This is a genomic window from Caballeronia novacaledonica, assembly GCF_900258035.1.
GTDB classification, from domain to species: Bacteria; Pseudomonadota; Gammaproteobacteria; order Burkholderiales; family Burkholderiaceae; genus Caballeronia; species Caballeronia novacaledonica.
In genome coordinates, this window is sequence record NZ_OGTP01000030.1 from 41266 (window position 1) to 65155 (window position 23890).

Here is a 23890-nt window from a genome sequence, read left to right on the forward strand (position 1 = left end):
CGTTTCGACACGCGCACCTCCCGGCCCATGTAGCCGCCCAGGGCGCCGCCCCCAAGAATTCCGCATGCAGGAGCCTGAATGACTCACGTTGTGACCGAAAGCTGCATCAAGTGCAAGTACACCGATTGCGTGGACGTGTGCCCGGTGGATTGCTTCCGCGAAGGTCCCAACTTTCTCGCGATCGATCCGGACGAGTGCATCGACTGCGCCGTTTGCGTGGCCGAGTGCCCGGTGAACGCGATCTACGCCGAAGAAGACGTGCCCGGGGACCAGCAGCACTTCACCGAACTGAACGCGGACCTCGCGCGTAACTGGCCGAGTATCACGAAGACGAAGGGATCGCTGCCCGAAGCGGACGAGTTCAAGGACGTCAAGGACAAGTTGAATCTGCTCGAGCGTTGATTCAGTCGTACGCCTGCGGATTATTCCAGTTTTAATTGCAAAAATTGGTTATTGAGTGAAGATTCGGCGTTGACACGATAATCTCAGCCCCCTATACTTTCGCTTCTCTGCTGTAGATGTTCCCCGATAGCTCAGTTGGTAGAGCGCCGGACTGTTAATCCGTAGGTCCCTGGTTCGAGCCCAGGTCGGGGAGCCAAAAACTCCAGCAAGTCGGTTTCAAAAAAACCCAGTCCCTCGGCTGGGTTTTTTATCTCAGTTGCAGATGTTTCAGTTGTTCCCCGATAGCTCAGTCGGTAGAGCGCCGGACTGTTAATCCGTAGGTCCCTGGTTCGAGCCCAGGTCGGGGAGCCAAAAGCTCCAGCAAAAAGCCCAGTCAAATGACTGGGCTTTTTTGTTTTTCGCGCCCGATGCCATCCAAGCAGGCTTTGTATCGACGTTTGCACAATTTCATCCAGCACACGGATGACGGCGATTGCGCGCAAAGGAGCAACAAACGCGCTGGCAGATATGGGTGATCTCCCTTGCTTCCGCGGCTTATACACACTGGCGCGGCACGGTTTCTTCCGACAGCTTTCAGATCATTCCACTTTCCTGTCGCCGTTGAACGGTTTCATCTACCTGTTCTCGCGCGTGCCGTCCACGCCCTGCCTGCAACCGACGCTCTTTCCCGAGCTCGCGCCGATCAAGGCGCACTGGGAAGCCATCCGCGCCGAGGCCGTCGGTATCTCTATTCGATCCGGCTCGTCGGCAAGCAGCTCAAGACGTGAAACCGGACCGGCTGTTCGGCGAGATCGCCGTCGCGAACTTCTGGAAGCGCTGACGCGTCACGCGAGCCAAACGACGGTCAGCGAACGCACGCCTTGTGCGCCGCGAATCAGCACGCCTTCGATATCCGCCGTCGCGGACGGTCCCGTGACGAGCACCGCATAACGCGCAGACCCGAAATCGTCGCGTCGATAAACCTGCTGCAAGCCATCAACGAGCAGCGCCGGATCGAGCAGCACGACGAGATGCTGCGAAAGATAGCCGATCGAGTTCACGACGTATTCACGCTCGCTGAACCACACCGAGCCCGTTTCGGCGACGCCGAAGCGCCCTCTCACGACGCCCACATCCACATCGTGCAGCGACGCCGGGAGCGTATCGGACGAAATCGGCCGCGTGCCGTCGACGCCCGGCACCGCCGACGCAATCACCTTTGCATCCGGAAAGCGCGACGCGATCAGCGCGTTCACATCGCCCAGACTCTCGGCGTCGACGCACGTGCCGCCCATTGCCGTGAGCGCCGCCGTGAAGCGCGCCTTCGGATCGCCTTCGGGCGACGGAAACAGCGGCACGTCGGGACGCGGACGCGATGCAGGCTGCGCCGCGCGGATCTTCGACAGAAAAGCTTCGCGAGTCGTCATTGATCGGCCTTCCGGTTCTTGCGATACCACTCGTGAAAAGTCTCGGCGGGCGCCTCGGGCAGATCGCGCTGACGTCCCCAGATGTTGAGCGGGTTGTAGAGCACGAAGTTCGGCAAGCGCTTCAACGCGCCGCCGAGCGACGCGACCGTCGCGCGATAAAGCGTCGGGCTCGCGAGCAGGCGCCCCGCCATCTTCAGGACTTCCTGCTTCACGAACGGCACTTCGTGTTTCTCGGCGATCACCTCGCGCCATTTGTAGATCTGCTCGTGAATGTTCACTTTCACCGGGCAGACGTTGGTGCAACTGCCGTTCATCGTCGAGGCGAACGGCAGCGCGCTATAGCGCTTCAGATCGTGAGTGGGATTGATGATCGCGCCGATCGGCCCGGAATACGTTCCGCCGTAGGAAAGCCCGCCGCTGCGCCGATACACCGGACACGTATTCATACACGCGCCGCAGCGGATGCATTTGAGCGAGTACCAGAAGTCGTCCATCGCGAGCCGCTCGGAGCGGCCGTTGTCGACGAGGATGAAGTGCATCTCCGTGCCCGGACGCGGCGCGCGAAAGTGCGACGTGTATTGCGTGATCGGCGAACCGAGCGCGCTGCGCGACAGCATGCGCACGAACACGCCGAGATCGGCGATCGTCGGAATGATTTTTTCGATGCCGATCGACGCGATATGCAGCGGCGGCACGTTCGCCGACAAATCCGCGTTGCCTTCGTTCGTGCACACGACGACCGTGCCCGTCTCCGCGACCGCGAAATTGCAGCCGGTCATGCCCGCCGTCTTCTCGCGCACGAAGTATGGCCGCGTGTTCATGCGCTGGCTTTCGGCGAGATAGTGAATGTCACTGTTCTTCGGATCTGTACCGATGGTCTTGCCGAACAGTTCCGCCACATCCGCGCGCAACTTGTGAACAGCGGGCACGACCATGTGACTCGGGTCCTGATGATCGAGTTGCTGGATGCGCTCGCCGAGATCGGTTTCCATCACGGTGATGCCGCGCGGCTCCAGATAGTCGCGCATGTAGCACTCGTCGGTGAGCATCGACTTGCTCTTCACCAGCGAAGTCATGCCGCGCTCGTTCATCAGCGTGTAGACGAGTTCGTTGTGCTCCTGCGCATTGGCCGCGAAATGCACGACGACGCCGTTCTTCCCGGCCTGATCGACGAACTGCTCGATGTAATCGGCGAGATGGGAAAGCGTGTGCTCCTTGATCTGCGACGCGAGATTGCGCATGGTCTCCCATTCGGGGATGCCGTGCGCCTGCGCGTCGCGCTTGCTGCGCAAGTCCCACAGTCGCTTGTCGTGGAACGCGACGTGATCCGGCTTCTGCAGGAACGCGCCCGCCGCCTTCGCGTGATCGATGCGAACGGTTTTGCTCATCCTTGCTCTCCGTTCAAGACTTGCGCGATATGGATGAACTTCGCATCGGCTTTCATGCGTTCCGCGCAGCCTTGCTGATGCATCAGACATGACATGTCGCCCGACACGATGTACTCCGCGCCCGCCCCGACGTGATCGCGCACCTTGTCCTGCCCCATGCGCACGGACACGGCTTCTTCGGTGACGGAGAACGTGCCGCCGAACCCGCAGCATTCGTCGGGACGCGCGGGCGTGACGAACTCGATGCCCTTCACGCCTTCGAGCAGCGCGCGCGGTTTCGAAAACGGCGTGCCCGCGACCTCCGAATTCGATGTCTCGCGCAAATGCCGCACCGCGCTGCAACTGTTGTGCAGTCCGACCTTGTGCGGAAACTCGGCCCACGGAAACGCGCGCACCTTCAGCACGTCATGCAGGAATTCGACGAGTTCATACATATTGCGGCGAACCTTTTGCACGGCGCCCGTCTGCTCGATTGCGGTGAAGTGTTCGCGGACATGATGCACGCAACTCGCCGATGGCCCGACCACATAGTCGTAGTCGGCGAAGTTGCGCGCGAACACGCGCTCGGCGCCGGCGGCGTCCTTGTGCGCGCCGCTATTGGCCATCGGCTGGCCGCAGCACGTCTGATCCGGCGGATAGTCGACGTCGACGCCGAGCCGTTCGAGCAATTCGAGCGTGGCGATGCCGACCTGCGGATAAAACGCGTCGATGAAACAGGGAACGAACAGGGCAACTTTCATGAGGTCCGATCGTGGGGTGGGACAATCATTTTTGGTAAGCTTGGTCTGACCAAGACTTTAATGAGATGCCCGTTTCGTGTCAAACTCGGATATCCACCAGCTTTCAACCGGCTTTTACGTCCAACGATGAGTTTTCAGCCCGTCCATGCGCACTCGTACGCCCGCGTGCGTCTCTCCGATGTCGTGTCCGGCCAGATTCGCGAGCTGATCTCGAACGGCACGCTCCTGCCCGGCCAGCGCCTGCCCGCCGAGCGCGATCTGGCGGACCAGTTGAACGTGTCGCGTCCGTCGCTGCGCGAGGCGCTGATCCGGCTGGAATCGGACGGCTTCATTCGCGCGGCCGGGCGCGGCGGTTTCGTCATATCGGATGTGACGGCGCCGCTCGTGTCGCATCCGCTCGCGGCGCTGCTCGAACAGCAGCCGAACGCCAGCGCCGACGTGCTCGAACTGCGCCACGGCCTCGAAACGCTGTCCACCGCCTACGCCGCCGAGCGCGCCACCGACGCCGATATCGCGCGCATCGCCGCCGCGTTCGATGCGCTGCAAGCCGCCGTCGCCGGGAAAAGCACGCGCATCGCGGAAAAGGATGCCGCGTTCCATCTCGCGATCGCGGACGCGACGCACAACGTGGCGCTGACGCACGTGATGCACGGCCTCAACGAAGTGGTGCGCGAGTCGATGCTGACTTCGCACCGCCTCGTCGATTACGACGACGAAGTCGAGGCGAATCTGATGGCGCAGCATCGCGCGATCTTCGATGCGATCGTCGCGCGTGACCCCGCGCGGGCGCGCGAGTGCGCGGGTGCGCATCTCGATTACGTGCGCACGCTCTACGCCGATATCGCGGCACGGAAAAAGCGCGTCGCCTGAATCGCCTTACGAATCTGTAAGCAACGAGAAAGTCCCGATAGGACAAGACCTACACAGATTTCGGACATGCACGGCTAACGGGCGCCGGCGTTCGTCGCGATACTGAAACCGTCAACAACAACACGCGAAGGAGGACGATATGCCTTACTTGCTCGGATGGTTGCTCGGCGTGCCGGTCATCGTGCTGGTGATCCTGTATCTGATCTTTCATTGATCGCATGCGAGCGCGAGATGCATCGAAGAGCCAAGGGCGTCGATACAATACGACGCCCTTTCTCTTTTCCGGAAGTCGACGATGAAATCCTCCGTCCTTGCGCTCGCCGCGTCGCTCGCTACTCTCTTCGGCGCGGGCATCGCGCACGCTGAGGAAATCGCCAGCGTCAACACCAATTTCCGCTTTACCGGATCGGACCGCGTGAGCGTCGACGCTTACGACGATCCGCTCGTGCAGGGCGTCACCTGCTACGTGTCGCGCGCGCGCACGGGCGGCGTGAAAGGCACGCTCGGCATCGCCGAGGATCCGACTGAAGCGTCGATCGCCTGCCGCCAGGTCGGGCCCATCAAGATCGCGGAGCCGCTGAAACAGAAAACCGATGTGTTCTCGGCCGGCATGTCCTTCATCTTCAAGACGCTGCACGTGGTGCGCATCGTCGATGCAAAGCGCAATACGCTCGTCTACCTGACGTACAGCGACCGCATCGCGACCGGCAGCCCGAAAAACAGCGTGACGGCCGTGCCGGTGCCCGAAGGCACGACCATACCGGTGAAGTGACGGCCAACTGTCCGGCCCGGCGCGTAGCAAAGTTGTAAACTGTGCGATTCCGCCTGTCTCAGAATTCCCGAACGATGAACGCCGACCGTTTCCGCAATGCCGCACGCTACTGGCGCTCGCCGCTCGTGCCGGACGCGGACATGGTCACGGCCGAATACTACGATCACGAATTCTCGCCGCACTGGCACGACGCGTACACGGTGCCCGTCATCGAAGCCGGCGCGGAATGCTACGACTATCGCGGTGCGCATCACGTGGCCGAAGCCGGCTCGGTGCCGGTGATCAATCCCGGCGAAGTGCATACCGGCGCGCGGGCCGTCGATGCGGGCTGGCGCTATCGCGTGTTCTATCTGCCGGTGCCGCTGGTCGAAGGCCTCGCGCGCGACATGTCCGGGCGGCGCGAATCGTCGCCGTGGTTTGCCGACGACATCATCCGCGATCCCGATCTGGCGCGGCGTCTGTTGCATGCGCACCGTCTGCTGGAAAACGGCGCGGACCCGCTCGCCGCGGAACTGGCGCTCGTCGATGCCGTGACGACGCTGCTCGGCCGGCACGCGCAGGAACGCCCCGGCATCGCGCCGCTCGCCGCCGATGCGCAACGCGTCAAGGCAATGAAATCCCGTCTCGCCGACGATCTGCTCGAACCGGTTACGCTCGCCGAACTCGCGCGAACGGTCGGCCTCTCGACGTTCCACGCGGCGCGTCTCTTCACGCGCGAAACCGGTCTCGCGCCGCACGCGTGGCGCAATCAGTTGCGGATCGTGCGCGCGTTGCCGGCGTTGCGCGCGGGCGCGTCCGTCACCGACGTCGCGGCGGCGAGCGGCTTCACCGATCAAAGTCACTTCACGCGCCATTTCAAGCGCACGTTCGGCGTGCCGCCCGGCCGCTGGCGCTGAGCGTTTCGGCGAGCCAGGAAAGCGCAAGAACGTACAAGCATTGGAACCGGCGTCTTGCGTATCCTCGCTTCCATAGGAGGAAATCTTGAAAGCAACACCCGCTCAATCGTCCACGCAACCGTCCGGCGCCGCGCTGCGCGAATTCGCCGCAGGCGCGCGCGACACCATTCCGATGATGATCGGCGCCGCGCCCTTCGGCGTGATCTTCGGCACGCTCGTCACGGCCAGTCCGCTCACGCTCTGGCATGGCCAGTTGATGTCGCTCGCGGTGTTCGCGGGCTCCGCGCAGTTCATCGCGGTCGGGCTGATCGCGTCGCACGCGAGCTTCGCCGTCATCCTGGCGACGACGTTCGTCGTCAATCTGCGTCACGTGCTCTATTCCGCGACGCTCGCGCCCTATGTCGCGCATCTGCCGCGCCGCTGGCGCTGGGCGCTCGCGGGCCTTCTCACCGACGAAGTCTTCGCCGTCGCCTACGCGCATTATCAGAAGCGCGCGCCGGGCGAGACCGGTCCGCATTACTTTTTCGGCTCCGGCGTCTCGATGTATCTGAACTGGCAGTTGTGGACGCTCGCCGGCCTGTTGTTCGGCGCGGCGTTTCCCGGCCTGAAGTCGCTCGGCCTCGACTTCGCGATGGTCGCGACGTTCATCGCGATCATCGTGCCGCAACTGGTCGCCGTGCGTTTCGTCGCGGCGGCGCTCGCGTCGGGCGTGCTGTCGTTCGCGTGGCAGGGCTGGCCGTACAAGCTCGGGCTGCTCGCGGCGGTGTTCGTGGGTGTCGCGGTCGGCATGGTGCTCACGCTGATGGAAAACCGTCCGCATGAGAAAAACCGCCTGAAGAACGTCAAGGAGCGCACGCAATGAATTACGTCTGGCTGATCGTCGGCATGGCGCTCGTGACGTATGTGATCCGCGCCGCCGTCTTCGTGTTGGGCGACCGCCTGCCTTTTCCGCCGATCGTGCGCACCGCGCTTTCCTTCGTGCCGGTGACCGTGCTCACCGCGATCATCGTGCCGATGACCGTCTCGCCGCACGGCAACGGCGCCGAGATCACGTGGCGCAATCCGCAGCTCGTCGCGGCGATCGTGGCGATCGTCGTCTGCCTGCTCACGAAACGGCCGCTTTTGACGATTGCGGTGTCGCTGGCGGTGTTTTTCGCGTGGCAGTTTGCCGTGCTGCGCTAAACGTGTTCCATTAATCGGCCGTTAAACGGCTTTCAAAAAGCACCGAAGATTCCTCAAGTTCCCGGAAATTGCGCCGTTATCAGAAACGAATGGACTCCGCCCTGAGAGCGGCGCCGTAAGCAATGCCCGCGTCCGGACCAGCCGGAAGCGGAACCGGGAACCAACATGCGTCAAATCACCCTTTCGTTACGCGAAGAGACGATCGCTTCGCTGCAGCGCGATTTCGAAGCGTTCATGCGTCTGTCGCTGAAGCTGGATCCGCAGTTCGTCACGCCGACGTTCGAGGACTTCCTGCGCGCAAAGCTGCTCGACAACGACACGCCGCTCACCGAGCAGGCGGTGCAGCGCATGCTGACGCACGGCCAGTACGCGTGGGCCAAGCGCGCGCTCGACAAGGAATTTCCCGATGTCGTCGAAATCCTGATTCGTCAGGCGGCCGAGCATGGATTCGCGTTCGCGATCCGCGCCGACTGGACCGCCGAGGATCTCATCGCGGCGTCGCGCGCGTGGGCGACGGCAATCGTCACCGAGGCGAAAGGCGACGTGTCGCAGGTGGACATGCTCGCATCGCAGATCAAATCGGCGGCGGCGGATATCCGCGAAGTCGAGGAAAAGATGCAGACGCCCGCGTGGCGTCTCGCCGATTCGCTGCGCCAGCGCGTGTACGAGATGAAGATTTCCGTGGAGACGAGCATCGGTTCCACCGCGCGCGAGAAGCTCGGCGAACTGCGCTGCCTGCTGCGGCTCGGCATTTTCTATGGGTCGATCCAGAAGCAGGAAGCGCAACAGGTGCTGGAATATCTGCGCTCGCTGCGGCCGGAGCTGTTCGTCGAAGAGCCTTACGACGGCTTCACGCGTTTCGCCGCCTGGCTGCGCAGCATTTTCGCGCCGGCGCCGCGCGCGCCACGCCCGTCACGCGCGCAGCGTTAATCCCACATTCCCTTCAGGCGCGCCGCGATATCGATCTTCGCCTTCGCGGCCGCCGCGAGTCCCGCCGCCGTCGGCGCGGCGGGCGCGATCACCGGCGGCCAGGCGGCCGCTTCGAAGTGCGGCATCAGATGCGGCGGGATGAAGCGCGTGCGCTGCGCCCAGACGTGCCGGTCGCCGAGATGCGTCTGGTTGTGCACGTAGAACCGCTGCGGCGTGACGATGTGCAGGTCTTCTTTCGCACGCGTCATCGCCACGTAGAGCAGACGCCGCTCCTCGTCGATTTCTTCGTCGCTGCCCGTGCCCAGATCGGACGGGATGCAGCCGTCCACGCCGTTCAGCACGAACACGTTGCGCCATTCCTGGCCCTTCGCCGAATGGATGGTCGAGAGAATCAGATAGTCCTCGTCGAGCATCGGCACGCCGGATTCGTCGCTCGTCGCGTCGGGCGGATCGAGCGTGAGTTCGGTGAGAAAGCGCTCGCGCGTGGGATAGGTCGACGCGATGCTTTCCATCTGCAGCACGTCGCCGATGCGGATCGCCGCGTCCTCGTGATTGAGCGAAAGAATCGGCTCGTACCAGCGGCGGATCATTTCGAACTCCGCCGGCCAGCCGGATTCGCGGCCGCAGAGCTTCGCCATCAGGCCGACGAAGCGCGGCCAGTCTTCGCTGGCGCGCGCGGGCGCCTGAAATCGGGCGATCGCGCGCGGCGCCTCGTCTTGCGCGACGCTATCCAGCAGACGCCCCGCGATCGCCGGCCCGATGCCCGGCAGCAACTGCGCGACGCGAAAACCCGCGACGCGGTCGCGCGGATTCTCCGCCCAGCGCAACACCGCCAGCACGTCCTTCACGTGGACGGAATCGAGAAACTTGAGTCCGCCGAACTTCACGAACGGAATGTTGCGCCGCGTGAGCTCGATTTCGAGCGTCGCGCTGTGATGCGCGGCGCGAAACAGCACGGCCTGCGCCTTGAGTTTCATGCCCGCCTCGCGCGCTTCGAGCACTTTCTCGACGACATAGCGCGCCTGGTCGGCTTCATCGGCGACGGACACGACGCGCGGCTTCTGCGCCGAGGCCTTGTCGGTCCACAGGTTCTTCGTGTAGCGCTCCGACGCGAGCCCGATCACCGCGTTCGACGCCTCGAGAATCGGCAACGTCGAGCGATAGTTGCGATCGAGCGTGACGGTCGCGGCGGGCGGATCGAAATGGCCCGGAAAATCGAGAATGTTGCGCACGGTCGCGCCGCGAAACGAATAGATGGACTGCGCGTCGTCGCCGACGACCGTGAGGCCGCGCCCGTCCGGCTTCATCGCGAGCAGGATGGACGCCTGCAGGCGGTTCGTGTCCTGATATTCGTCGACGAGCACGTGATCGAAGCGGCTCGCGAGATCCGCCGCCACCGAAGGCTCCGCCGCGAGGTGCGACCAGTAGAGCAGGAGGTCGTCGTAATCGAGCACGCTTTGCGCCTGTTTCGCGTTGACGTAGGCGGCGAAGAGGCGCTTCAGATCGGCTTCCCATTCGCGGCACCACGGATACGACTGATCGAGCACGTTGGCGAGCGACGCGCCCGTGTTCACGACACGCGAGTAGATCGCGAAGCACGTCGACTTCGCGGGAAAGCGCTTCTCCTTCGACGACAACCCGAGTTCGTGGCGCACCAGATTCATGAGATCGGCGGAATCTTCGCGATCGTTGATCGTGAACGACGGCGCGAGCCCGACGAGATCGGCGTAATCGCGCAAAAGCCGCGCGCCGACGCTGTGAAACGTGCCCGACCACGTCAGCCCCTGCGCGATGGCGCTTCGCTTGCCGAGCGCGTTCATCGCGATTCGCGACACGCGTCGCGTCATTTCGAGCGCCGCGCGGCGCGAAAACGTGAGCAGGAGAATGCGATGCGGATCGGCGCCCTTCACCAGCAGATGCGCGACGCGATGCGCAAGCGTGTTGGTCTTGCCCGAGCCCGCGCCGGCGATCACGAGCAGCGGCCCGCCCGCGCGACCGGGTTGATCGACGCCGAACTCCACGGCCTCGCGCTGCGCTTCGTTGAGCTTCGCGAGATAGTCGGCGACCTGTTTCGCGGTGGATTCGGAAGCGGCGTCGGCGGTGTCGGGGAGCGTGAGCACGTGAGGAAAAGCGGCGGGAAAGAGTGACGCACACTGTATATCCATACAACCCGCGCGCGCAAGTCTTTGGCTCGACAACGCTTTTGGCCCCCAATGCAACGAGCCCGGTTCACGGGAACCGGGCTCGCATCGCGACGAAAGCGCGTGTTACTCCGCCTTCTTCGCGTTCTTCAGCTTGGCGTCGGCGGCGGCTTCGTTGGCGTCGGATTGCGCCTCCGTTTTCTTCTTGTCGGCCTTGGCTTGCGCGACGGCAGCCTTCTTGTCGGCCTTCGACTGCTCCTTCGCGGCCTTTTGATCGGCGGCGGTCGGTGCGTCGGATGTCGTTTGCGCGAACGACGCCACGCTCACGCTCGCGAACGTGGCGGCGATCAGCGCGGCCAGAAGCGCGTTGGTTTTTCGATTCATGGTGTCCTCCCGTTTTCGATGCCGCGAGCACCGCTGCGCGGTCTCGCGGCGCTTCACGCTCAGTGCTGCAGGCCCGCGTCCTTCGGCGTGCCCGGCTCCGTCGCGTTCAGTTCCGCCTTGGCGGCGTCCTTGTCCGCCTTGCGGTTGATCTTCGCGTTCTGCACCTCTTCCTTATATTGCGCCTTGGCCTGCTGGTTCTGCGCCTTCAGTTCGGCCTTCGACGCCTTCTTCGACGCGCGATATTCAGCGTTCGCCTGCGCGTTCGCGTTGCGACGCTGGACGAGCGGATCGGTCGGCGCGGGCGCGACGACGTTTTGCTGCGGCGGCGTCATCGGCTGCTGGGCCTGCATCGGCTGCATGGTCTGCGGCTGCATCGGCTGCGGCTGCGCTTGTGTCTGCACTTGCACCGGCGCGGCCTGCGTCGCGGTCTGCGCGTAGGCGCCCGAAGCGGCGAGCGTGGCGATGGCGGAGCCGATCAGAAGAATTCGTGCGCGAGTCATAGGCTAGTCCTCTCTGTAGTTGGCGTCGGCGGCGTTCTGAAAGCAATTGAACCGCGCGACTTTTGTCGATTGGAAAGATGACCGAAGCTGCATCGATCAAACGGTCGGACCGGATGACGATCAGGCGAGTTCTCGAAAACCAGTCATTGTTACCGACGGTTTCATCTGGCTACATTTGCCCGCCGCCTCGCTTGCATTCCGGTTACCGATCCGGCCATATCCGTTAGCACAGCGCATGCCCGGCAACTCGATGCGCGTGGTTTATCATGGAGGCCTTTGCCGGTTCACCGTCCCATGCCGCCACTTCAATTCACCCTCACGGGCGATTACGTCGAACTCCACAATCTGCTCAAGCTGATGGGCCTCGCGGACAGCGGCGGCTCGGCGAAAGCGCGCGTCGCCATGGGCGATGTCACCGTCGACGGCAAAGTGGAGATGCGCAAGACCTGCAAGATCCGCGCGGGCCAGAAGGTGAAGCTCGACGGCGAGACCATCCACGTGCGCGCGCCCGAGTAGCCCGCCGCCACTTGCGCGCACGCGCCGCGCGCTTGAGAAAATCCGTCTATAAGCGATCGCGTCATCGACATGCCGCACGCGACGCAATAAGCTAGTCGTCTTTCGTTCTGGTTTCAGCGCCGGGTCCGTAGCGTCGGTTTTCCCGTCAGTGCACGTTTCGCAGTGCGCTCCGCTTTCCCCCTCGCGTTCCAGTCCGGCCGCATCTTCTCGCGGCCTTTTCGTTTCCATCCGGGCATCCATGCAATCGCAAGTCACGCGCGCCGCGCGCGCGCATCAAGGACCGCCGAGCCTCTCGCGACACGCCGTCGACACGGCGCGCCTCGCCGCGCCGCTCGCCATCGCGCAACTCTCGCAGATGGCGATGGGCGTCACCGACACCATCCTGCTCGGCTCGCTCGGCCCCGACGCGCTCGCGGCCGGCGGTCTCGGCGCGAATCTCTTCTTCGTCGTCGTGACGCTGCTGCAGGGCGTGCTGACGTCGGTTTCCGTGTCGGTTGCGCACGCGCGCGGCGCGAACGCCGACGACCGCGTGCCGGGCATCTACTGGACGGGGCTCATGCTTTCCGTGCTGCTCGCCGTGCCCGCGTTCGTGCTGCTGAGCTACGCCGAGCCGATCCTGCTCGCGTTCCACGAACCGGCGACGCTCGCGAAGAACGTCGGCGAATATTGCGCGGTGCTGCGCTGGGGAACGCCTGCCAGTCTGATCGGCGTCGGAATGATGCGCGCGTTCCTGCCCGCGATCGGCGCGGCGCGCAGGCTTTTGTGGATTTCGATCGGCGGCGTGTTCGTCAACGGCTTCCTCAACTACGGGCTGATTCACGGCGCGTACGGCCTGCCGCGCGAAGGTTTTCTCGGCTCCGCCGCGGCGACCACGATCACCGTCTGGGGCATCGCGATCGCGCTCGTCGCGGTGCTGCATCTGCGGCCGCGCTACCGGCATTTCGTCGTGCGCGCGCGTCCGCGCCTGCCGCTGATGGGCGAGCTCTTCGGCCTCGGCTGGCCCGTCGCGATCACCTACGGCGTCGAATCGACGCTCTTTCTCGCCACCGGCATGATGGTCGGCCTGCTCGGCGAAGCGCCGCTCGCCGCGCACCAGATCGCGCTCAACGTCGCGTCGGTCGCGTTCATGGTGCCGCTCGCGATCGGCCAGGCGGCGAACGTGCGCGTCGGTTACTGGGTCGGCGCGGGCGTGCCGGTCGCGGCGCGGCACGCGGGCTTCGTCGCGCTCGCGCTCGGCGTCGGCTTCATGATGTGCTCGGGGCTCGTGCTGATCACCGTGCCGCGCGCGATCGTCGGCCTGTATCTGCATCTCGACGATCCCGCCAACGCGCATACCGTCGCGCTCGCGGCGTCGCTGCTCGGCGTCGCGGCCGTGTTCCAGATCGTCGACGGCATGCAGACGGTCGGCTCCGGCTGTCTGCGCGGCCTGAAGGACACGCGCATCCCGATGCTCGCCGCCGCGTTCGGCTACTGGGGCGTCGGCTTTCCGACCGGCTATGTGCTCGCGTTCCACTTCGAGCTTGGCGCGAAGGGCCTGTGGTGGGGACTCGCCGCCGGGCTCGCGAGCGTCGCCGTGCTGATGACGCTGCGGTTTCATCGCATCAGCCGGCGGTTCATCGAGACGGGCGTTGCGCCCAAGCCGGACGACGCCGATACCGCGAACGCCGCGCCGCACGGTCACGTCTGATAAGCGCACGACGCGCGCGCCGATTTGCATAGCACGAATGCTTGGTTGGGCCGCGCGGCGCGCATTGCTACGATGAACCCGTCTCCTCCTTGAGACATCTGTGACAGGGGTTGTCAGCCCGCTTTCGACCAGCGGGCTTTTTTTCGTCCCCGGCTTCCGTTTTTCCTCGCTCGCCGGCGTTCCGTCCGACCTTTTCCCGATTTCCCATAAAATATTTTCGAGACGAACGGGGCGAGAACGCACCTTGCTTCACCGCTCCGTTCGTCGAAAGTGTCGGAACGTGCCGAATCGCGACAACTAAAAACGAGGAATCGAAGTGTCGGAAAGCCGGGGGATGGAGGAAGTGACGGAGCGTGGCGGGAAACACGCCAGCATCGAACGAAGATTCAGCGCCGCCGTGCGCAACGTGGCGATCGTCTTTTTGACGACGGCGCTCGCCGCCTGCGCGACGCGCCCGCCCGCGACGGCATTCGACCGGCCGGCGAGTCACGCGCTGGCGGCGAGCGAAGTGACGCCGCTCGCGAACGCGCTCGCGCCGCTCGAGCAGCGGCATCCGGATCAGTCGGCCGTGCGCCTTCTGCCGACCGGCACCGACGCGCTCCAGGCGCGCATCGCACTCGCGCGCGCGGCGACGAAGACGCTCGACATGCAGTACTACATCGCCGAGGAAGACAACACCGGCAAGCTGCTGCTGGGCGCGGCGCTCCATGCGGCGGATCGCGGCGTGCGCGTGCGCATGCTCGTCGACGATCTGAACTTCAAGGACATCGACCGGATCATGGCGGCGCTCAACTCGCACGACAAGATCGAGATCCGCGTGTTCAACCCGTTCGGCAGCGCGCAGCGCAGTTTTTCGGAGCGCACGCAGAATGTCTTCACGAAGCTCGGCCACTTCACGCGCCGCATGCACAACAAGGCGATGATCGCGGACAACCAGATTGCGATCGTCGGCGGGCGCAATCTCGGCGACGAATACTTCAACGCGAGCCCGACGCTGCAATTCCGCGACCTCGACGTTTTCGCCGCCGGCCCGGTGACGCAGAAAATCTCCGCGAGCTTCGACGACTACTGGAACAGTTCGCTCGCCTATCCGCTGCGCGCACTGAACAAGCAGAAGTTCGATCCGTCCGAGCTCGACAAGACCCGCGACGACCTGCGCGCGCATTGGCGGCAGCAGGCCGATCCGCTGAACGCGAAGCCGCTCAACGCGACGCCGCTCGCGCAGCAGATTTCGCGCGAGGAAATGGGTCTCGTGTGGGCGCCGACGGAATTTCATGTCGATTCGCCGTCGAAGATCGAGCATCCGAGCGACGACTACAAGAGCCCGCCGATGCAGCGCCTCATCGACTTGCTGAAAGACGCGCGGAGCGAATTCCTGATTCTCTCGCCCTATTTCGTGCCGCACGACGCGGGCGTGAAGGCGCTCGGAGATCTGACGAAGCGCCATGTGCGCGTCGCGGTGCTGACCAATTCGCTCGCCGCGACCGATGCCGTCGCCGTACAGGCCGGCTATGCGCCGTATCGCATTCCGATGCTGCAAAACGGCGTCGAACTGTACGAATTCAAGCCGGTTCAGCTCGAAGGCGAAAGCAGTCCGAGCGCGGGTCTGTTCGGCTCGCAGTCGCGCGCGAGCCTGCACGCGAAAGCCTATGTGATTGATCGGAGTATCCTCGTGATCGGCTCGATGAATCTCGATCCGCGCTCGGCCAAGCTCAATACCGAACTCGCGCTGGTGATTCACAGCCAGCCGATCGCCGAGGAAGCCGCGAAGCTCTTCGCGAACGGCATCTCGCCGAAGATGAGCTGGCGCGTGCAACTGGCGAGCGCGGCGGTCGCGCAGGAGCTATCGCGCACGGGATCGCCGCAGTCCGGCCTCGTGTGGACCACCGAGGCGAACGGCGGCCTCGTCACCTACAATTTCGATCCCGAGGCAGGTTTTTATCGCAATGCGATGACGGGCATCTTCATGCTGCTGCCCGTCGACAAGCAGCTTTGATCCAACTTCGTAAGGGAACTCACGCCATGTCACACGATGCGAAGGGCGACGTACGGATGGAGAAGGACACGTTCGGCGAAATCGCCGTGCCGAACGACAAGCTTTGGGGCGCGCAGACGCAGCGCTCGCTGCAGAACTTCAAGATTTCGACGGAAAAGCAGTCGCCCGAACTGATCACGGCGCTCGCGGTCATCAAGCACGCGGCCGCCGAGGTGAACGAAGGGCTGAAGGTGCTCGACTCGAAGAAGGCGAAGGCGATCGTTCAGGCGGCCGAGGAAATCATCGACGGCAAGCATCCCGATGAATTTCCGCTCGCCGTGTGGCAGACCGGCTCGGGCACGCAGACCAACATGAATCTGAACGAGGTGATCGCCAATCGCGCGAGCGAGATCATGGGCGGCCCGCGCGGCGAAGAGCGGCTCGTGCATCCGAACGACGACGTGAATCGCGGACAGTCGTCGAACGACGTGTTCCCGACGGCGATGCACGTCGCCGCCGCGATGGCGATCCATCAGCATCTGATTCCGTCGCTGAAGACGCTGCGCGATACGCTCGAAAAAAAGGCGAAAGCCTTCGACAAGATCGTGAAGATCGGCCGCACGCATCTTCAGGACGCGACGCCGCTCACGCTCGGGCAGGAGTTTTCGGGTTACGTCGCGCAACTCGATCAGGGCATCCGACACGTCGAGGCGACGCTGCCGCATCTGTATCAGCTTGCGCAGGGCGGCACGGCGGTCGGCACGGGACTGAACGCGCATCCGGAATTCGCGGTGAAGGTCGCGGCGGCGATCGGCAAGCTCACGGGCCTGCCCTTCGAAACCGCGCCGAACAAGTTCGAGGTGATGGCCGCCGCCGACGCGCTCGTCGCCGCGCACGGCGCGCTGAAGACGGTCGCCGCGGGCCTGATGAAGATCGCCAACGACATCCGCTGGCTCGCGAGCGGGCCGCGCTGCGGGCTCGGAGAACTGTCGATTCCGGAGAACGAGCCGGGCAGCTCGATCATGCCGGGCAAGGTCAACCCGACGCAATCCGAAGCCGTGACCATGCTGTGCTGCCAGGTGTTCGGCAACGACGTCGCGGTGAACTTCGGCGGCGCGAGCGGCAACTTCGAGCTGAACGTGTACCGGCCGATGATCGCGCATAACGTGCTGCAATCCGTCCGCCTGCTCGCGGACGGCGCGCAAAGCTTCAACGACAACTGCGCGGTCGGCATCGAGCCGAACGAGAAACGCATCGACAGTCTGCTCAACGAATCGCTGATGCTCGTGACGGCGCTCAATCCGCATATCGGCTACGACAAGGCCGCGCAGATCGCGAAGAAGGCGCACAAGGAAGGCACGACGCTCAAGGCCGCCGCGCTCGCGCTCGGTCACGTGACCGCGCAGCAGTTCGACGAATGGGTCAAGCCGGGCGATATGGTCGGCAAATAAGCGCGTTTTTCGGGCAACGCGGCGGGATCAGACCTTTCCCGCCGCCACCTCTTCCGGCTTCAGTTCGACGATCGCGTCGAGCGCATCCTTCACGTCCATCGCGTATTTCGCCAGGCGCTTTTCCTCGTCCGTTTCCGGCACGAAGGAAGGCACGGGCGTCGGCTGGCCTTTTTCATCGACGGCGACGAAAACCATCAGGCAATCGGTCGTCTGCTCGAGCTCGCCGACTTTCGGGTCGCCCGCATGCACGAAAATGTGGATGTGCATGCTGGTGCGCCCCGTCGTCACCACGCGCGCGCGCAGTTCCACGAGATTGCCGACGAGAATCGGCCGGCGAAAGCGGATATTGCCGACGCTCACCGTCACCGCGTAGCGCCCGGACCACATCGCGGCGCAGGCATAGGCTGTTTCGTCGATCCACTTCATCAGCGCGCCGCCGTGCACCTTGCCGCCGAAGTTCACCGAAGTCGGCTCGGCGAGAAAGCGAAAAGTGGTTTCGGCGCGGCTTTTGGAAACCGCGGGAATGGGAGATGAGGTCGGCGTATTCATGGGATGCCCGTCTGGTGCGGAAATGAATGCCGATTATAGGGTCGGCAATATTCAATCGTGGACGGTAATGCCCTGATCGATGGTGCCGTACATCGTGATGCTGCCGCCGCCGCCCGCCGATGACGACGGCGCGCCCGCGCAACCCGCACAGAGCACGAGGACGCCGATCACGCTCGCGAGAATGAATCTGGACATGGAAATTCCCCTGCCGCCTGAAATGCCAGCGGTCATTCTATCGCCGCGTTGCGTGCATCGACATTTCGGCGCGCGATGAAACATCGGATGCGCAGCCGCGCTAGAGTGGCCAGGTCGATTACTACGCCCGATGGGAATATCGCCATGAACTCCGCTTTCGACGACGCCGAATCCCGCGTGCGTCATTTCCCCGGACTGTCGCGCATCGGCGCGCTCATCGCCGATCCGGGCCGCGCCGCGATGCTGTGGTCGCTGATGGACGGCACCGCGCGCCCCGCCGGCGAACTGACGATGATCGCGGGGCTGTCGCCGTCGGCTGCGAGCGGGCATCTCGCGCGTCTGACAGAAGGCGGGCTGCTCGCGCTCGAAGTGAGCGGGCGGCATCGGTATTACCGCATCGCGACGCCGGATATCGCCGCGGCCATCGAAGCGCTCGCCAATCTCGCGCGGGCAAGCGCGCCGCAGCGCGCGCCGGAACGCCCGCCTTCCGCCGTGCCGGTCGAGATGCGTTTCGCCCGCACGTGCTACGACCATCTCGCGGGGGAACTCGCGGTGCAAATCTTCGAGCGGATGATTGCGCGCAACTGGCTCGCACCCGCCGACGATCAAGCGCAAATGCACGGCCCCGCCGCGCTCGACGCGACGGCGGAAGGTGCGCAGGCGTTCATCGAACTCGGCATCGACCTGAAGGCGCAGCGCGCGCGGCGGCGCCGGTTTGCGTGCACGTGCATCGACTGGAGCGAGCGGCGGCCGCATCTGGGCGGCGCGCTCGGCGCGGCTTTTCTCGAAGCGTGCGAGTCGCATGGCTGGATCGAGCACACGGCCAGACGGCGCGTGTTGCGCGTGACGCCGGCGGGACATCGGCATTTCGAAGGCTTTCTGTCCGCGCGATAACCTTTGTTACGCGCACCTGCGCGCCGTTACAAACGGCATCGTACGGATACACGCCCGGGCGATACATTGATCCGACAGGCCTCGCGCACCGAAAGCGTCACACACACGACGCACGCGCGGCCGCCGGAGAACACGATGAAAATCAAGACCATCGCCGCCGCCACGTTGTGGGCGCTCGTATCGATATCGGGGAATGGCGTGTTCGCGCAGACGCCGCCTGCCGAGGCCGCGCAAGCGGGCCAGGGCGATCCGCCCGGACGCATCGCGCGCCTGAACTACATGGCGGGCGCCGTGACGACCGAGCCCGCGGGCGCGTCCGACTGGTCCTACGCGCAGATCAACCGCCCGCTCACGACCGGCGATCAGCTCTGGAACGACGAAAACGCGCGCTCGGAACTGCACATCGGCTCGACGGCGGTGCGGCTGGGTTCATCGACGGCGCTGTCGGTCCTCGCCCTCGACGACGACACCGCGCAACTCAAAGTCGCGCAGGGCACGCTGTCGACGCGCGTGCGCGAACTGCCGCCCGGCACGCGCTATGAGATCGACACGCCGAACGCCGCGCTCGCGATCACGACGCCCGGCGACGTGCGCGTGGACGTCGCGCCCGAAGGCCGTTCGACGACGGTGACGGTGCGAAGCGGCGGCGTCACCGTGTATGGCGACGGCGGCTCGGTGCAACTCGCAGGCGGCCAGCAGATGACGTTCGAGGGCACGAATCTGCAACAGGCTTCGGCGAACGCGGCGCCCGCGCCGGACGCGTTCGACCAATGGGCCGCGAGCCGCGATGCAGGCGAGGATCGCTCGGTTTCGGCACGCTACGTGTCGCGCGACATTCCCGGCTATCAGGATCTCGACGCCAACGGCACGTGGCGCAACGATCCGTCGTACGGGCCGGTGTGGGTGCCGAGCGCGGTTTCGTCCGACTGGGCGCCGTATCGGCAGGGACACTGGGCATGGCAGGATCCGTGGGGCTGGACCTGGATCGACGACGCGCCCTGGGGCTTCGCGCCGTATCACTACGGTCGCTGGGCGTATGTCGGATCGCAGTGGGCGTGGGTGCCCGGCCCGATGGCCGCGAGCGCACCGCCCGCGTATTCGCCGGCGCTCGTCGCGTTCGTCGGCGATGGCGGGAGCGGCGTCGACTGGAACGTCGCGCTGACGGTCGGCGGCATCGCGGCGGCGGGCGTCGCGTGGTTTCCGCTCGGGCCGGGCGAGGCGTGGCGGCCGCATCGCGAAGGCTGGAGCCCGCGTTATTTCGAGCGCGTGAACCGCAATGTGTATGTCGACCGCTCGGTGCGCGTGAACAACACGTACGTCAACTATCGCGCGCCACGGGGGCTCACGGCCGTGCCGGCGAACATGTTCGTGCATGGTCAGCCGGTCGGACGTCAGCCGTATGCGGTCGATCCGTCGCGCTGGCGCAATCCGCGTTTCTTCGCGGGTGCGCCGGGCATCGCGCCGACGCATGACAGTGTTGCGCCCGGTGCGCGGCGCGCGGATTATCGGCCGCCACAGGGCGGATTCGGGCGTCCGGTGGTCGCGACGCGCACGCCGGTCGCGCCGCCCGCTTTCCACGATGCACACGGCCCCGGCGCGCGAAATGAACAGGTGCATCTCGTGGCGACGCATGGGCCGGCGCGTTCGGTCATCGCGCAGCCGATGCAGCCTCGTGAGAACGGCGTCCCTCACCCGCATGTGCGCGATGTCCGGAACGGACCGCACGCGCCGCAGCCACAGCAACCGACGCTCGACCACGCGCCTCACGTCGAGCACGGCGCACCCAATCCACCGATGCAACCCGCGTTCGCCCAACACGCGCCGCCCGCGCAGCAACAGCAACAGCAACAGCAGCGGCCCGAGCCGTATCGCCCGGCGCACGTCGAGGCGCCGCGTCGCGAGATGCCGCAGCCTCGTCCGCAGCAGGAAGCGCAGCGGCCCCAGTTCCATCCCGAGCCACAGCATCAGCCGATGCATCAGGAAGTGCGTCAGCCGCCGCAGCCGCATCAGGAATCCCATCAGCCGCAGCAGCCGCATCAGGAACCCCGTCAGCAGCCTCAACAGGCCCAGCAGCCGCAACACGGCGGCGGCAACGATCGTCATCGCGGCTGAAGGAATACACGACGGTAAACGCAAAACGCGCGGCCGAAGCCGCGCGTTTTCGCACGCAGAACCGAAAAGCTCGCTCAAACCGCCATCGGCGCCGTGAGCGGCTCGTGATGTTTGTAGCCTTCCAGCGCGAAATCCTTCGGCTCGATTTTTTCCAGCCATTCCGGCTCGTAACGCTTCGTGACCGCGTAGTCCGGCACGCGGTCGGAGATGATCAACTGCGGCGACGGCAACGGCTCGCGCTTCAGTTGCTCGTTCAGCATGTCGAGCTGATTCTCGTAGATGTGCGCATCGCCGATGAAATACGTGAACCAGCGCGGCTTGAATCCGGTCAGCCGGCCCACGAGATGCAGCAGCGCCGCGCCTTCGGTCAGATTGAACGGCGTGCCGAGCCCGACATCGTTGCTGCGGATGTACAGACACAGCGAAATCTCGCGCGTCACCGCGTTCGGGAGGAACTGATACAGCAGATGGCACGCCGGCAGCGCGATTTCGTCGAGTTTCGCCGGATTCCATGCATGAAACAGAATGCGGCGGTCGGTCGGGCGCTCGATGATCGTGTCGAGACACTGGCGCAACTGGTCGATTGCCTTGTAGAGCAGCACCTGCTCGCTTCCATTCTCGACGAAGCTCGTCACGACCTGGAAGCCGCGATTGGTGGCGTCGGCAATCTGGTCGCCCGCGCTGGCATCGACGAGCTTGTACGCGGGCCATTTGCGCCATTGCACGCCGTAGACGTCGCCGAGATCGTCCGGGCCTTGCCGGTACGGATTCTCGAGCCATTGCGGATTCTCGTTCGCGTTGGCGTCCCAGACCTTGCAGCCGAGCGCGCGGAAGTCCGCCGCGCTCTTCGACGCCCGCAGAAAGCCCACCAGCTCGCCGATCGCGGATTTGAACGCGAGCTTCTTCGTCGTAACGGCCGGAAAGCCCTGCTGCAAGTCGAAGCGCAGCATCGCGCCGGGGATGCTGATCGTGCGGATGCCCGTGCGGTTTTCCTGCCAAGTGCCGGTATCGAGAATCGTCTGGACGAGCTCGAGATACTGTTTCATTCGATGTTCCCTGGGGTATGCCGCGCGCCCTCGCGAACGGAAGGCGTAAAGACGGGATTCTACCAAGCGGCGGCGGCCGGCGCGTAGTGTGTCACCACGAAAAACGGGCGCCCGCAAGCGCCCGTCCGGTGGCTGGTTTGCGCGGCGTGCGCTCAGCCGCGCGTGGCATGCTCCGACGGCGCATCGACCTCGATGTGGCGCATCCCGTGCGCGCTCAACAGCCGATACAGCGTCACGCGCGAAATGCCCAGTTCGTGCGCCGCGTCGCCAAGACGCCCGCGATGGCGCAGCAGCGCGAGTTCGATCGCCTGCCGCTCGGCCGCTTCGCGCGCCTGCGCGAGTGAAACCGGCGCCACTTCGACATACTCGCCGAGTTCGAGATCGCGCGCGGTGATCTGCCGCCCTTCCGACATCACGATCGCGCGCCGCACGCGGTTGATGAGCTCGCGCACGTTGCCCGGCCAGCCGTAGTTGTGAATCGCGGCGATCGCATCCGGCGAAAAACCGCGCAGACGCCGGCTCGCGTCCTTCTTGAAGCGGTCGAGCATATGCTTCGCGAGCAGTTCGATGTCCTTGCCGCGCGCGCGCAGCGGCGGCTCGTCGATCTGCAGCACGCACAGCCGGTGATATAAGTCCGCGCGAAAACGCCCTTCGATCATCGCGGTCTGCATGTCGACGTGCGTCGCCGAGATGATGCGCACATCGACCGGCGTCGAGCCGTGACCGCCCAGGCGCTCCACCTTGCGTTCCTGCAGGAAGCGCAACAGGCTCGCCTGGCTTTCGAGCGGCAGATCGCCGATTTCGTCGAGGAATAGCGTGCCGCCGTTGGCCGCTTCGACGCGGCCGATCTTGCGCTGGTTCGCGCCCGTGAATGCGCCGCGTTCGTAGCCGAAGAGCTCCGATTGCAGCAGATGCGCGGGAATCGCGCCGCAATTGATCGCGACGAACGGCTGATCGCGCCGCGCGGACCGCTCGTGAATGGCGACGGCCGTCAGTTCCTTGCCAGTGCCCGATTCGCCCGAGATGAACACGGGCGCGTCGGTCATCGCGACTTTGCGGATCGAGCGAAAGAGCGCGAGCATCGCGTCGCACGAACCGACCATCTCGCCTTCGGCGCGGCCCTCGCTGCGCGCATCGTGCGACGCGGCGTCGTGCAACGAAACCATGCCGTACGCATGCCCGACGGAATCGACGATGCGGTCGTTCGACGTCGGCAGCGTCACGTAATCGAAGCAGTAGTCGCGAATGAGGCGCCGCACGGCGGCGTCCTCCAGTTGTCCGGCGACGGTGGCCGCGACCCAGCCCACGTTGGTCATCGTCAGCGACGATTCGAACGCCGCCAGTTCATGAGATTCGAAATGACTCGACAGATCCAGCAGCCCCCCGGTCGCCAGATCGCTGCGCAATGCCTTGCGCGTGTCGCGCGCGCTCGCGACGATTTCGATATGCCAGCCACGCTCCTCGAATCGCGCGCACAGCGTCTCGCTTGGATCGCGAGTCACATAGATGAGTTGCCGCCGAGCGACGTCCATTATTCAGATCCTTTGTTCAACATTCGTTGAAAAGGTCACGTAGTTCAGGCTCGCACTACATCGCGGACTTCGTTGCCCTCGCACGTTTCTCTCAAACGCCTGGAGAGGGACTTGCCATTCGATACGACGCCCCCGGGACACAGCGCGACACACTACGCACTCTTCCACGAAACCCTTTATGTCTGATTGTGTGCCGTTTTTGAGAGACTACTATAACCCAGAAAGCCCGAAAACAAATATCGCGGGAACCGCCGGATTAGCCACAAAACCTTGATAGAACGGGCCTGTCAAGAATTTCTCACACGATTATTAAAAACTTTGC

General features: G+C 64.5%; 23 protein-coding genes and 2 tRNA genes. 15 read left to right on the top strand and 10 right to left on the bottom strand.

Features of this window, described 5'->3' with window-relative positions; translation table 11 throughout:
• The first annotated feature begins 78 nt into the window (after positions 1 to 78).
• The 3 genes from fdxA to NOV72_RS28325 all read left to right on the top strand — a co-directional run bounded on the left by fdxA (position 79) and on the right by NOV72_RS28325 (position 753).
• A complete protein-coding gene (gene fdxA, locus NOV72_RS28315; RefSeq protein WP_035501717.1) occupies positions 79 to 402 on the top strand; it encodes a ferredoxin FdxA in 324 nt (107 codons plus the stop codon).
• A gap of 120 nt (positions 403 to 522) precedes the next feature.
• Positions 523 to 598, top strand: a tRNA-Asn gene (locus tag NOV72_RS28320).
• 79 nt (positions 599 to 677) lie between these two features.
• Positions 678 to 753, top strand: a tRNA-Asn gene (locus tag NOV72_RS28325).
• A gap of 473 nt (positions 754 to 1226) precedes the next feature.
• On the opposite strand, the gene NOV72_RS28335 is transcribed toward NOV72_RS28325, so the two are convergent.
• Genes NOV72_RS28335 through NOV72_RS28345 form a run of 3 tightly spaced genes read right to left on the bottom strand, consistent with a single transcriptional unit; the run spans position 1227 to position 3936 of the window.
• Positions 1227 to 1808: a LutC/YkgG family protein gene (locus tag NOV72_RS28335; RefSeq protein WP_106857840.1), complete on the bottom strand. Its 582-nt coding sequence runs from the start codon at positions 1806 to 1808 to the stop codon at positions 1227 to 1229.
• Positions 1805 to 3196 carry a lactate utilization protein B gene (locus tag NOV72_RS28340; protein ID WP_106857841.1) on the bottom strand — a complete coding sequence of 464 codons (1392 nt, stop codon included), beginning with the start codon at positions 3194 to 3196 and terminating at the stop codon, positions 1805 to 1807. The genes NOV72_RS28335 and NOV72_RS28340 overlap by 4 nt, the downstream gene beginning before the upstream one ends.
• Positions 3193 to 3936, bottom strand: a complete 744-nt coding sequence (locus tag NOV72_RS28345; RefSeq protein ID WP_106857842.1) for a (Fe-S)-binding protein — start codon at positions 3934 to 3936, stop codon at positions 3193 to 3195. The genes NOV72_RS28340 and NOV72_RS28345 overlap by 4 nt, the downstream gene beginning before the upstream one ends.
• Before the next feature lie 126 nt (positions 3937 to 4062).
• Between NOV72_RS28345 and NOV72_RS28350 the strand changes: the two genes are divergently transcribed.
• The 6 genes from NOV72_RS28350 to NOV72_RS28375 all read left to right on the top strand — a co-directional run bounded on the left by NOV72_RS28350 (position 4063) and on the right by NOV72_RS28375 (position 8586).
• Complete coding sequence (locus NOV72_RS28350; RefSeq protein WP_106857843.1) at positions 4063 to 4806, top strand: FadR/GntR family transcriptional regulator; 744 nt, start codon at positions 4063 to 4065, stop codon at positions 4804 to 4806.
• Positions 4807 to 5101: 295 nt separating this feature from the next.
• Positions 5102 to 5578 (top strand): CreA family protein, encoded by a 477-nt coding sequence (locus NOV72_RS28355; protein ID WP_106857844.1) that lies wholly within the window; start codon positions 5102 to 5104, stop codon positions 5576 to 5578.
• 74 nt (positions 5579 to 5652) lie between these two features.
• Entirely contained in the window at positions 5653 to 6474 is an 822-nt protein-coding gene (locus NOV72_RS28360) for a helix-turn-helix transcriptional regulator (protein ID WP_106857845.1), read from the top strand.
• A 172-nt stretch (positions 6475 to 6646) separates the two neighbouring features.
• Positions 6647 to 7336 carry an AzlC family ABC transporter permease gene (locus NOV72_RS28365; protein WP_245933192.1) on the top strand — a complete coding sequence of 230 codons (690 nt, stop codon included), beginning with the start codon at positions 6647 to 6649 and terminating at the stop codon, positions 7334 to 7336.
• On the top strand, positions 7333 to 7656 hold the full coding sequence (locus NOV72_RS28370) for an AzlD domain-containing protein (protein WP_106857846.1): 324 nt from the start codon (positions 7333 to 7335) through the stop codon (positions 7654 to 7656). Before NOV72_RS28365 ends, NOV72_RS28370 begins: the two co-directional genes overlap by 4 nt.
• A 165-nt stretch (positions 7657 to 7821) precedes the next feature.
• Positions 7822 to 8586, top strand: a complete 765-nt coding sequence (locus NOV72_RS28375) for a DUF4088 family protein (protein WP_106857847.1) — start codon at positions 7822 to 7824, stop codon at positions 8584 to 8586.
• Here NOV72_RS28375 and NOV72_RS28380 read toward each other — a convergent pair.
• From NOV72_RS28380 to NOV72_RS28390, 3 genes are all read right to left on the bottom strand, one after another.
• The gene (locus NOV72_RS28380) at positions 8583 to 10706 is read right to left on the bottom strand and encodes an ATP-dependent helicase (protein WP_106857848.1); all 2124 of its coding nucleotides are present in this window, start codon (positions 10704 to 10706) and stop codon (positions 8583 to 8585) included. The genes NOV72_RS28375 and NOV72_RS28380 overlap by 4 nt on opposite strands.
• 147 nt (positions 10707 to 10853) lie before the next feature.
• Positions 10854 to 11111 carry a hypothetical protein gene (locus tag NOV72_RS28385; protein WP_106857849.1) on the bottom strand — a complete coding sequence of 86 codons (258 nt, stop codon included), beginning with the start codon at positions 11109 to 11111 and terminating at the stop codon, positions 10854 to 10856.
• Between the two features lie 59 nt (positions 11112 to 11170).
• Positions 11171 to 11611, bottom strand: a complete 441-nt coding sequence (locus NOV72_RS28390) for a hypothetical protein (protein WP_106857850.1) — start codon at positions 11609 to 11611, stop codon at positions 11171 to 11173.
• Between the two features lie 294 nt (positions 11612 to 11905).
• Between NOV72_RS28390 and NOV72_RS28395 the strand changes: the two genes are divergently transcribed.
• The 4 genes from NOV72_RS28395 (at position 11906) to fumC (ending at position 17240) form a co-directional block, all read left to right on the top strand.
• The gene (locus NOV72_RS28395; protein ID WP_106857851.1) at positions 11906 to 12127 is read left to right on the top strand and encodes an RNA-binding S4 domain-containing protein; all 222 of its coding nucleotides are present in this window, start codon (positions 11906 to 11908) and stop codon (positions 12125 to 12127) included.
• A gap of 238 nt (positions 12128 to 12365) precedes the next feature.
• Entirely contained in the window at positions 12366 to 13814 is a 1449-nt protein-coding gene (locus NOV72_RS28400) for an MATE family efflux transporter (RefSeq protein ID WP_106857852.1), read from the top strand.
• A gap of 334 nt (positions 13815 to 14148) precedes the next feature.
• The gene (locus NOV72_RS28405) at positions 14149 to 15810 is read left to right on the top strand and encodes a phospholipase D family protein (protein WP_106857853.1); all 1662 of its coding nucleotides are present in this window, start codon (positions 14149 to 14151) and stop codon (positions 15808 to 15810) included.
• A 26-nt stretch (positions 15811 to 15836) separates the two neighbouring features.
• On the top strand, positions 15837 to 17240 hold the full coding sequence (gene fumC, locus NOV72_RS28410; RefSeq protein WP_106857854.1) for a class II fumarate hydratase: 1404 nt from the start codon (positions 15837 to 15839) through the stop codon (positions 17238 to 17240).
• A gap of 27 nt (positions 17241 to 17267) precedes the next feature.
• On the opposite strand, the gene NOV72_RS28415 is transcribed toward fumC, so the two are convergent.
• Together NOV72_RS28415 and NOV72_RS32460 are read right to left on the bottom strand one after the other, a co-directional pair.
• Positions 17268 to 17789 carry an acyl-CoA thioesterase gene (locus NOV72_RS28415; protein ID WP_106857855.1) on the bottom strand — a complete coding sequence of 174 codons (522 nt, stop codon included), beginning with the start codon at positions 17787 to 17789 and terminating at the stop codon, positions 17268 to 17270.
• Between the two features lie 51 nt (positions 17790 to 17840).
• Positions 17841 to 17984, bottom strand: coding sequence for a hypothetical protein (locus NOV72_RS32460; protein ID WP_181291178.1), 144 nt, complete (start codon positions 17982 to 17984; stop codon positions 17841 to 17843).
• A 144-nt stretch (positions 17985 to 18128) separates the two neighbouring features.
• Here NOV72_RS32460 and NOV72_RS28420 point away from each other — a divergent pair, with 144 nt between their 5' ends.
• Together NOV72_RS28420 and NOV72_RS28425 are read left to right on the top strand one after the other, a co-directional pair.
• On the top strand, positions 18129 to 18878 hold the full coding sequence (locus NOV72_RS28420) for an ArsR/SmtB family transcription factor (protein ID WP_106857856.1): 750 nt from the start codon (positions 18129 to 18131) through the stop codon (positions 18876 to 18878).
• A 135-nt stretch (positions 18879 to 19013) separates the two neighbouring features.
• Entirely contained in the window at positions 19014 to 20990 is a 1977-nt protein-coding gene (locus tag NOV72_RS28425; protein WP_106857872.1) for a DUF6600 domain-containing protein, read from the top strand.
• Positions 20991 to 21064: 74 nt separating this feature from the next.
• Here the strand turns inward: NOV72_RS28425 and NOV72_RS28430 are convergent, their stop codons facing one another.
• Together NOV72_RS28430 and NOV72_RS28435 are read right to left on the bottom strand one after the other, a co-directional pair.
• The gene (locus tag NOV72_RS28430) at positions 21065 to 22036 is read right to left on the bottom strand and encodes a thymidylate synthase (protein WP_106857857.1); all 972 of its coding nucleotides are present in this window, start codon (positions 22034 to 22036) and stop codon (positions 21065 to 21067) included.
• Positions 22037 to 22188: 152 nt separating this feature from the next.
• Complete coding sequence (locus NOV72_RS28435) at positions 22189 to 23568, bottom strand: sigma-54 dependent transcriptional regulator (RefSeq protein WP_035503252.1); 1380 nt, start codon at positions 23566 to 23568, stop codon at positions 22189 to 22191.
• Positions 23569 to 23890: the final 322 nt, after the last annotated feature.

Coding starts and splice junctions, on each gene's coding strand:
- fdxA (WP_035501717.1), top strand. CDS start 79: ATGACTCACGTTGTGACCGAAAGCTGCATCAAGTGCAAGTACACCGAT.
- NOV72_RS28335 (WP_106857840.1), bottom strand. CDS start 1,808: ATGACGACTCGCGAAGCTTTTCTGTCGAAGATCCGCGCGGCGCAGCCT.
- NOV72_RS28340 (WP_106857841.1), bottom strand. CDS start 3,196: ATGAGCAAAACCGTTCGCATCGATCACGCGAAGGCGGCGGGCGCGTTC.
- NOV72_RS28345 (WP_106857842.1), bottom strand. CDS start 3,936: ATGAAAGTTGCCCTGTTCGTTCCCTGTTTCATCGACGCGTTTTATCCG.
- NOV72_RS28350 (WP_106857843.1), top strand. CDS start 4,063: ATGAGTTTTCAGCCCGTCCATGCGCACTCGTACGCCCGCGTGCGTCTC.
- NOV72_RS28355 (WP_106857844.1), top strand. CDS start 5,102: ATGAAATCCTCCGTCCTTGCGCTCGCCGCGTCGCTCGCTACTCTCTTC.
- NOV72_RS28360 (WP_106857845.1), top strand. CDS start 5,653: ATGAACGCCGACCGTTTCCGCAATGCCGCACGCTACTGGCGCTCGCCG.
- NOV72_RS28365 (WP_245933192.1), top strand. CDS start 6,647: ATGATGATCGGCGCCGCGCCCTTCGGCGTGATCTTCGGCACGCTCGTC.
- NOV72_RS28370 (WP_106857846.1), top strand. CDS start 7,333: ATGAATTACGTCTGGCTGATCGTCGGCATGGCGCTCGTGACGTATGTG.
- NOV72_RS28375 (WP_106857847.1), top strand. CDS start 7,822: ATGCGTCAAATCACCCTTTCGTTACGCGAAGAGACGATCGCTTCGCTG.
- NOV72_RS28385 (WP_106857849.1), bottom strand. CDS start 11,111: ATGAATCGAAAAACCAACGCGCTTCTGGCCGCGCTGATCGCCGCCACG.
- NOV72_RS28390 (WP_106857850.1), bottom strand. CDS start 11,611: ATGACTCGCGCACGAATTCTTCTGATCGGCTCCGCCATCGCCACGCTC.
- NOV72_RS28395 (WP_106857851.1), top strand. CDS start 11,906: ATGCCGCCACTTCAATTCACCCTCACGGGCGATTACGTCGAACTCCAC.
- NOV72_RS28400 (WP_106857852.1), top strand. CDS start 12,366: ATGCAATCGCAAGTCACGCGCGCCGCGCGCGCGCATCAAGGACCGCCG.
- NOV72_RS28405 (WP_106857853.1), top strand. CDS start 14,149: ATGGAGGAAGTGACGGAGCGTGGCGGGAAACACGCCAGCATCGAACGA.
- fumC (WP_106857854.1), top strand. CDS start 15,837: ATGTCACACGATGCGAAGGGCGACGTACGGATGGAGAAGGACACGTTC.
- NOV72_RS28415 (WP_106857855.1), bottom strand. CDS start 17,789: ATGAATACGCCGACCTCATCTCCCATTCCCGCGGTTTCCAAAAGCCGC.
- NOV72_RS32460 (WP_181291178.1), bottom strand. CDS start 17,984: ATGTCCAGATTCATTCTCGCGAGCGTGATCGGCGTCCTCGTGCTCTGT.
- NOV72_RS28420 (WP_106857856.1), top strand. CDS start 18,129: ATGAACTCCGCTTTCGACGACGCCGAATCCCGCGTGCGTCATTTCCCC.
- NOV72_RS28425 (WP_106857872.1), top strand. CDS start 19,014: ATGAAAATCAAGACCATCGCCGCCGCCACGTTGTGGGCGCTCGTATCG.
- NOV72_RS28430 (WP_106857857.1), bottom strand. CDS start 22,036: ATGAAACAGTATCTCGAGCTCGTCCAGACGATTCTCGATACCGGCACT.
- NOV72_RS28435 (WP_035503252.1), bottom strand. CDS start 23,568: ATGGACGTCGCTCGGCGGCAACTCATCTATGTGACTCGCGATCCAAGC.